Here is a 7,377-nt window from a genome sequence, read left to right as displayed (position 1 = left end):
TATTTGACCTGTGATGCCACCTGCGAGGTGTGGTTCGAACGGGCTGGCCAACCGATCGGGGCCGGACGGGAAACCCGCACCATCAGCCGTCGGCTGCGCCGTGCCCTCGAACACCGGGATCGCTGCTGTGTGGTCCCCGGCTGTGGGGCTACCCGCGGGTTGCATGCTCATCACCTGCAACACTGGGAGGACGGCGGACCCACCGACCTGTCGAATCTGGTGCTGGTGTGCCCGTTCCACCACCGGCTGCATCACCGCGGCGGCATCACCCTGACCGGACCCGCCGAACACCTGGTGGTCACCGACGCGTCGGGCCGAAAGCTTGAATCCGGTTCCTTGGACCGACCCCCGACCACACCCCCACCCAACGTCCCACCCTGCCCCGGACCCACCGGTGAACACGCCAACTGGTGGTGGTACTCGCCGTACCAACCACCGGCGGCCTAAAGCGACGCGATATCCCGCGCTGCTCCCTTGTCGGCCGACAGTGCCAGCGCCGCATAGGCTTTCAAAGCGCTGGAGACGACACGCTCGCGGTTCTTCGGCCGGTAGCCGCCGGACGCCTCGATGACCGCACGCCGGCGATCCAGTTCCTCGTCGGGGATGTCGACCTGGATGCTGCGGTGCGGGATGTCGATGGTGATCAGGTCACCGTCTTCGACCAGGGCGATCACGCCGCCGGCGGCCGCCTCAGGTGAGACATGTCCGATCGACAGGCCCGAGGTGCCGCCGGAGAACCGGCCGTCGGTGATCAGGGCGCACTGGGCACCGAGCCCGCGGCCCTTCAAAAATGCTGTGGGGTAGAGCATTTCCTGCATACCGGGGCCACCCTTGGGACCCTCGTAGCGGACCACCACCACGTCGCCGGGCTGCACCCGCTTGTTCAGGATGGCGTCCACTGCGTCCTCTTGGGACTCCACCACCACCGCGGGACCCGAGAACTTCCAGATGGATTCGTCGACGCCCGCGGTCTTGACGATGCAACCGTCCACCGACAGGTTGCCGCGCAGCACCGCCAGTCCACCGTCGGCGGAGTAGGCGTTCTCGATGCTGTGGATGCAGCCGTTCTCGGCGTCGGTGTCCAGGGACTCCCACCGCTCGGACTGGGAGAACGCTGTCGCCGAACGCACACATCCCGGTGCGGCGTGGAACATCTCGACGGCTTCCGCGGACGGTGATCCGCCACGGATGTCCCACTTACGCAACCACTCTGCCAGCGAGCCGGCATGCACCGAGTGCACGGTCTCGTGCAGGTGTCCACCGCGCCACAGCTCACCGAGGATCGCCGGAATGCCGCCGGCGCGGTGCACGTCTTCCATCAGGTAATGCCCGTTCGGGGCGACCTTGCACAGACACGGGATCATCTGGCTGCGCTTCTCGATGTCTTCGAGGGTGTAGTCCAGTTCGGCTTCCAGCGCGGCGGCCAGCAGGTGTAGCACCGTATTGGTGGACCCGCCCATGGCGATGTCGAGTGCCATGGCGTTGTCGAAGGCGTCGCGGGTGGCGATGGCCCGCGGCAGCACGCTGGCGTCATCGCGTTCGTAGTAGGCCCGCACGATATCCATCACGGTGGCGCCGGCCTTTTCGTACAGCGCGCGGCGGGCGGTGTGGGTGGCCAGCACCGAGCCGTTGCCCGGCAGTGCCAGGCCGAGTGCCTCGGTCAGGCAGTTCATCGAGTTCGCGGTGAACATGCCCGAACAGGAGCCGCAGGTGGGGCAGGCGGCCTCTTCGATGCGGGCGATGTCGTCATCGGAGACGTCGGTGTTGACGGCGTCGGCGATCGCGGACACGAGGTTCAGCCGGGTCTTCACCGTCCCGTCGACCAGGACCGCGGTGCCGCCCTCCATCGGGCCGCCGGAGACGAACACGGTGGGGATGTTCAGGCGCAGGGCGGCCATCAGCATGCCGGGAGTGATCTTGTCGCAGTTGGAGATGCACACCAACGCGTCGGCGCAGTGCGCGTTGACCATGTACTCGACGGAGTCGGCGATCAGCTCACGCGACGGCAACGAGTAGAGCATGCCGCCGTGGCCCATGGCGATCCCGTCGTCGACGGCGATGGTGTTGAACTCGCGCGGCACCCCGCCGGCGGCCTGGATGGCTTCGGAGACGATCCGGCCGACGGGCTGCAGGTGGGTGTGGCCGGGGACAAACTCGGTGAAGCTGTTGGCCACCGCGATGATCGGCTTGCCGATATCGGAGCTGGCAACCCCGGCGGCGCGCAGCAGTGAGCGCGCTCCCGCCATGTTGCGACCGTGGGTGACCGTCCGTGACCGAAGTTCCGCCATACCGCATACCTTGGCATTGTGGGCTGCTACGTGGGAAGTCGGCCCTGATACTAGAACTGGTACTACTACCCTGAGCGTTGTGACATCGGACAAACGCACCCGGCAACGGCGGGCGCTCGGTGAGTTCCTGCGGGCCCGCCGGGACGGCGCGCCGCGCACTGAACTCGGCTTCCCGGCCGTGCCTCGGCTGCGCACCAGCGGGCTGCGCCGCGAGGAGGTCGCGGTGCTTTCCGGGGTGAGTGCCACCTGGTACACCTGGCTGGAGCAGGGCCGCGACATCAACCCGTCGAAGCAGGTACTCGATGCGGTGTCCCGCGCGCTACGGCTGTCGCCGGCCGAGCATGACTATGTGCTGGCACTCGGTGGCTACACCGCGGAGCCCGCGGTCGTCGGGGAGGCCGGGCCGCCGCCGCCGCACATCCAGCGATTCCTCGATGCGCTTATCGGCTACCCGGCGTTTGCCATCGGACCCACCTGGACCATCGGGGCCTGGAATCGCGCGTATGCCGCCCTGTACCCGAACATCGAGACCACCGCGGCCGCCGACCGCAACCTGCTGCGGCTGGTGTTCACCGATCCCGCGATCCGTGAGCTGCTGCCGGACTGGGACAGCGACAGCAGGCGGTTCCTCGCGGAGTTCCGCGCGGAGGCCGGCCCGCGGGTGGGGGAGCTGACCTACACCCAGCTCATCGAGCGGCTCCTGGACGACAGCGAGCACTTCCGGGCGGGGTGGCAGGCCAGCAGCGTCGAGCGGTTCGCCTCCCGAGAGCGCCGGTTCTTCCATCCGGTGGTGGGTGAACTGCTGCTCGAGCATCATCAGCTGACCCCCGCCGATGCGCCGGAAATCCAGATCGTCGCTTATCTCCCGGTTCCGGCCGGCGGCAACGCCGAAAGATTGGCCGAGCTGGTCGCCCAGGCGCAGCGCTGACCACTCGCTCCCACAACGCACTCAACCCCGGTTGATCGACCGGGGTTGAGTGCTCCAGATGTGTCCGAGGGGGGACTTGAACCCCCACGCCCGTTAATAGGGCACTAGCACCTCAAGCTAGCGCGTCTGCCATTCCGCCACTCGGACCGAGTGTTTACTGCTGCCCGCCGCGGTTGAAACGCTGGGGGCGACTAAGGCTAACGGATGGCATGGCTCGCGCCAAAATGCAGGTCTTCACCCGCGTCGCCGGGGACCTCCGGGGCAGGTGGTAGGAAAGGGGACTGTGAGCACTCCCGTAGAAGAAGTTGTGGGCCTCGTCAGCTCCCTGATCCGGTTCGACACCTCGAACACCGGTGAGCTCGCCACCACCAAGGGGGAAGAGCAGTGCGCGCGCTGGATCGCCGACCAGCTCGAAGAGGTGGGCTACTCCTGCGAGTACGTCGAGTCCGGGGCGCCCGGTCGCGGCAACGTGTTCGCCCGCCTCCAGGGCGCCGACCGCAGCCGCGGCGCGCTGCTGATCCACGGCCATCTCGACGTGGTGCCGGCCGAGGCCGCGGACTGGAGCGTGCACCCGTTCTCCGGCGCCGTCGAGAACGGTTACGTGTGGGGTCGCGGCGCCATCGACATGAAGAACATGGTCGGCATGATGGTGGCGGTGGCGCGGCACTTCAAACGCGCCGGAATCGTCCCGCCGCGCGACCTGGTCTTCGCGTTTGTCGCCGACGAGGAGGCCGGTGGCAAGTACGGCTGCCGCTGGCTGGTGGAGAACCGGCCCGATCTGTTCGACGGCATCACCGAGGCCGTCGGCGAGGTGGGCGGTTACTCGCTCACCGTGCCGACCAAGGACGGGGGCGAGCGTCGGCTCTACCTGATCGAGACGGCCGAGAAGGGCATGCTGTGGATGCGGCTCACGGCCAGGGCCCGCGCCGGGCACGGTTCGATGATCCACACCGACAATGCCGTCACCATCCTGGCCGAGGCCGTCGCCAAGCTGGGCCGCCACCAATTCCCGCTGGTGCTGAGCCCCGCTGTCGAGGAGTTCCTGACGGCCGTCGCCGAAGAGACGGGATACAGCTTCGACCCGGAGTCACCGGATATCGACGGCACCATCGCCAAACTCGGTTCCATCGCCCGCATCATCGGTGCCACCCTGCGCGACACCGCCAACCCCACCATGCTCAAAGCCGGCTACAAGGCCAATGTCATCCCCGCGACGGCCGAGGCGGTCTTCGACTGCCGGGTGCTGCCCGGCCGCCAGGCCGCCTTCGAGCGGGAGGTCGACGCGATCATCGGGCCCGATGTCACCCGCGAGTGGGTCACCGAATTGCCTTCTTATGAAACCAGTTTCGATGGTGCTCTGGTCGAGGCGATGAATGCCGCGCTGCTGTCCGTGGATCCGGAGGCCCGCACCGTTCCGTATATGCTGTCGGCGGGCACGGATGCGAAACACTTCGCCCGGTTGGGAATTCGGTGCTTCGGCTTCATCCCATTGCGGCTGCCGCCGGACCTGGATTTCACCGCGTTGTTCCACGGCGTCGACGAGCGGGTACCCGTCGAATCCCTGGAGTTCGGAGTCGAGGTACTCGAGCACTTCCTGAAGAACTGCTGACTGAAAGGATCCCAGCGAGATGGCTTTTCCGTACGACCCTTACGAGTTCCTGCCGAAGTTGCCGAGCTTCACCCTGACTTCGGAGTCTTTCTCCGACGGTCAGCCGCTGGCCAATGCACAGGTCAGTGGTCTGATGGGAGCCGGTGGCGAGGATGTCTCGCCGCAGCTGAGCTGGTCCGGATTCCCGGAGGAGACCCGCAGTTTTGCGGTGACGGTGTACGACCCCGATGCCCCCACCGCATCGGGATTCTGGCACTGGGCGGTGGCCAACTTGCCGGGCACGGTCACCGACCTGCCGGCCGGGGTCGGCGACGGCAGCTCGCTGCCCGGTGACGCCCTGACCTTGCGTAACGATGCCGGGCTGCCTCGCTTTGTCGGTGCCGCACCTCCGGCGGGACATGGGGCACACCGCTACATCGTTGCCGTGCACGCCCTGCAGGTCGAGAAGCTGGAGATCGGCGGCGACGCGACGCCGGCATACCTCGGCTTCAACCTCTTCGGCAATGCGATCGCGCGGGCCCTGCTGATCGGGACGTACGAGCAGAAGTAGCGCGGCGCCGCTAGTCGTTGACGACTTGGGCGCGACCGGTGGGATACGGCAGGTCGATGCCGTTCTCGTCGTAGGCGCGCAGGATGGCGCGGCGCAACCTGCGTTGCACCGCCCATTGGGCGTTGGGCCGGACCTTCACGGTCATGCGTAGCTTGATCAGGTCCGGGGACAGCTCTTGCACCCCCAACATCTGGGGTTCCCCGATCACTTTGTCGGACAAGGGGGAGTCGGCGAGCGCGGCCTCGGCTGCTTGCACGGCGACCTTTTCGGCACGCTCGATGTCGGCGGTCAGTGCGACGGGCACCTCGATGCGCGCGACCGCGTACTCCTGGCTCATGTTCCCGACGCGGGCGATCTCGCCGTTGCGGACGTACCAGAGGGTGCCGTCGATGTCGCGGACGGTGGTGATCCTCAGACCGACGGTTTCGACCTCGCCCACCGCCTCACCGAGATCGACGGTGTCGCCGACCCCGTACTGGTCTTCCAGGAGCATGAACACTCCGGTGACGAAGTCGCGCACCAGGTTCTGGGCGCCGAAGCCGATGGCAAGTCCGACGACGCCGGCCGAGGCGATGAAGGGTGCGATGTTGACGCCGAGCAGGTTCAACAGCGCGAGAACCACCCAGACCAGCAGGATGATCGAAACCGTCGACTTCAGAACCGAACCGATGGTCTGGGCGCGCTGCTGCCGGCGCAGCAGCACCTGTTCGCTGACCGACGAGGTGGGCACGCGGTCCCGCAGGTAGCGCACCAGTGGGGGTGTCCTGGAGCCGTGGCCGGCGTCGTGGGTGCGGTCCTTGCGGGCTCGCGCCGTTGTTGCGCGGTCGATCATGCGGTGCAGGACGAGCCGGAGAACCAGCGCGACCGCCACATAGGCGACAAACCTGATCGGGACCTCGATGAGCCAGTGGCGGCTGGTGTCCGTCCATTCGAAGGCCAGAAGGGAGGAATCCATGGAATGCCACCCTACGAGGCGGCCCGGGCCGCTTGGCCCACCCCCCGGTCCCGATCCGTTGTTCTAAGTGCGGCCCGAGCCCACTGCCTCGGACAACGACGTGAATCCCGCGGCGCGCAGCCGGGCGGCCAGGCCGTCGTGAATGTGCTTGACCCACAACCCGCCGCCGTAGATGAACCCGGTGTAGCCCTGCAGCAGCGAGGCGCCGGCGATGATGCGCTGCCAGGCGTCGTCGGCGGTCTCGATACCGCCCACGCTGATCAGTACCTGGCGGTCGCCCACCCGGCCGTGGAGCCGGCGCAGCACCTCCAGTGACCGGTGGGCCACCGGTGCGCCCGACACCCCACCGGCGCCCAGTTCGGCAACCCCGGGGGTTCTCAGTCCGTTGCGCGAGATGGTGGTGTTGGTGGCGACGATGCCGGCCAGGCCCAGTTCGACTGACAGATCGGCGATTTTGTCGACGTCGGAGTCGGCGAGGTCGGGTGCGATCTTGACCAGCACCGGGGTGTCCCCGCATTCCTCCAGTACGCCGGCCAGGATCGGCCGCAGCGACTCCGCGGCCTGCAGGTCACGCAGGCCCGGGGTGTTCGGCGAGCTGACGTTGACCACCAGATAGTCGGCCAGCGGCGCCAGCAATCGCGCGCTGCTGCGATAGTCCTCGGTCGCCTTCTCTGCGGGGGTGGCCTTCGTCTTGCCGATGTTGACGCCGATCGGCACCTGCGAGTGGTGCCGGATCAGCTGGGCGGCCAGCGCCGCGGCGCCGTGGTTGTTGAACCCCATCCGGTTGAGCAGCGCCCGGTCGTCGGGCAGGCGGAACAGCCGGGGTACCGGATTGCCCGGCTGCGGCTGTGCCGTCACGGTACCGACTTCGGCGTAACCGAATCCCAGTGCGCCCCAGGTGTTCAGGCCGTGACCATCTTTGTCGAACCCGGCGGCCAGGCCCATCGGTCCCGGGAATCGGACGCCGAATGCCGTGCTCGCAAGTGCCGGGTCCGAGGGGCCCAGCGCGGCGTGCAGCCGGCGCCGCACCGGCGCCGGTGCGGTGGC

Annotated in this window: 7 protein-coding genes and 1 tRNA gene; 4 read left to right on the top strand and 4 right to left on the bottom strand. The window is 67.6% G+C overall.

The window, feature by feature from the left end:
* The coding region (locus tag WBB07_RS07250; RefSeq protein ID WP_526306170.1) for an HNH endonuclease signature motif containing protein at positions 1-447 on the top strand (447 nt) is incomplete at its 5' end.
* On the opposite strand, the gene ilvD is transcribed toward WBB07_RS07250, so the two are convergent.
* On the bottom strand, positions 444-2,288 hold the full coding sequence (ilvD, locus tag WBB07_RS07245) for a dihydroxy-acid dehydratase (protein ID WP_526306168.1): 1,845 nt from the start codon (positions 2,286-2,288) through the stop codon (positions 444-446). The genes WBB07_RS07250 and ilvD overlap by 4 nt on opposite strands.
* Positions 2,289-2,367: 79 nt before the next feature.
* On the opposite strand from ilvD, the gene WBB07_RS07240 reads away from it, so the two are divergent.
* Entirely contained in the window at positions 2,368-3,216 is an 849-nt protein-coding gene (locus WBB07_RS07240; RefSeq protein ID WP_526306166.1) for a helix-turn-helix domain-containing protein, read from the top strand.
* Positions 3,217-3,277: 61 nt separating this feature from the next.
* On the opposite strand, the gene WBB07_RS07235 is transcribed toward WBB07_RS07240, so the two are convergent.
* Positions 3,278-3,363 (bottom strand) — tRNA-Leu (locus WBB07_RS07235).
* A gap of 118 nt (positions 3,364-3,481) precedes the next feature.
* Between WBB07_RS07235 and WBB07_RS07230 the strand changes: the two genes are divergently transcribed.
* Both WBB07_RS07230 and WBB07_RS07225 read left to right on the top strand, forming a co-directional pair.
* Positions 3,482-4,825, top strand: coding sequence for a M20/M25/M40 family metallo-hydrolase (locus WBB07_RS07230; RefSeq protein ID WP_526306164.1), 1,344 nt, complete (start codon positions 3,482-3,484; stop codon positions 4,823-4,825).
* A 19-nt stretch (positions 4,826-4,844) separates the two neighbouring features.
* Positions 4,845-5,375, top strand: a complete 531-nt coding sequence (locus WBB07_RS07225) for a YbhB/YbcL family Raf kinase inhibitor-like protein (RefSeq protein ID WP_526306162.1) — start codon at positions 4,845-4,847, stop codon at positions 5,373-5,375.
* Positions 5,376-5,385: 10 nt separating this feature from the next.
* Here WBB07_RS07225 and WBB07_RS07220 read toward each other — a convergent pair whose 3' ends face one another.
* Together WBB07_RS07220 and WBB07_RS07215 are read right to left on the bottom strand one after the other, a co-directional pair.
* Positions 5,386-6,330 carry a mechanosensitive ion channel family protein gene (locus WBB07_RS07220; protein ID WP_526306160.1) on the bottom strand — a complete coding sequence of 315 codons (945 nt, stop codon included), beginning with the start codon at positions 6,328-6,330 and terminating at the stop codon, positions 5,386-5,388.
* 63 nt (positions 6,331-6,393) lie between these two features.
* Positions 6,394-7,377, bottom strand: a 984-nt coding sequence (locus WBB07_RS07215) for a quinone-dependent dihydroorotate dehydrogenase (protein WP_526306158.1), incomplete at its 5' end; no start/stop codon positions are given.

The sequence above is a fragment of the Mycobacterium sp. genome, assembly GCF_049647605.1.
Lineage (GTDB): Bacteria > Actinomycetota > Actinomycetes > Mycobacteriales > Mycobacteriaceae > Mycobacterium.
This window is presented reverse-complemented; position numbering and strand designations above follow the sequence as displayed.

Bases quoted from the DNA above. Each gene is read 5' to 3' on its own strand.
- WBB07_RS07220 (WP_526306160.1), bottom strand. From the start codon at position 6,330: ATGGATTCCTCCCTTCTGGCCTTCGAATGGACGGACACCAGCCGCCAC.
- ilvD (WP_526306168.1), bottom strand. From the start codon at position 2,288: ATGGCGGAACTTCGGTCACGGACGGTCACCCACGGTCGCAACATGGCG.
- WBB07_RS07225 (WP_526306162.1), top strand. From the start codon at position 4,845: ATGGCTTTTCCGTACGACCCTTACGAGTTCCTGCCGAAGTTGCCGAGC.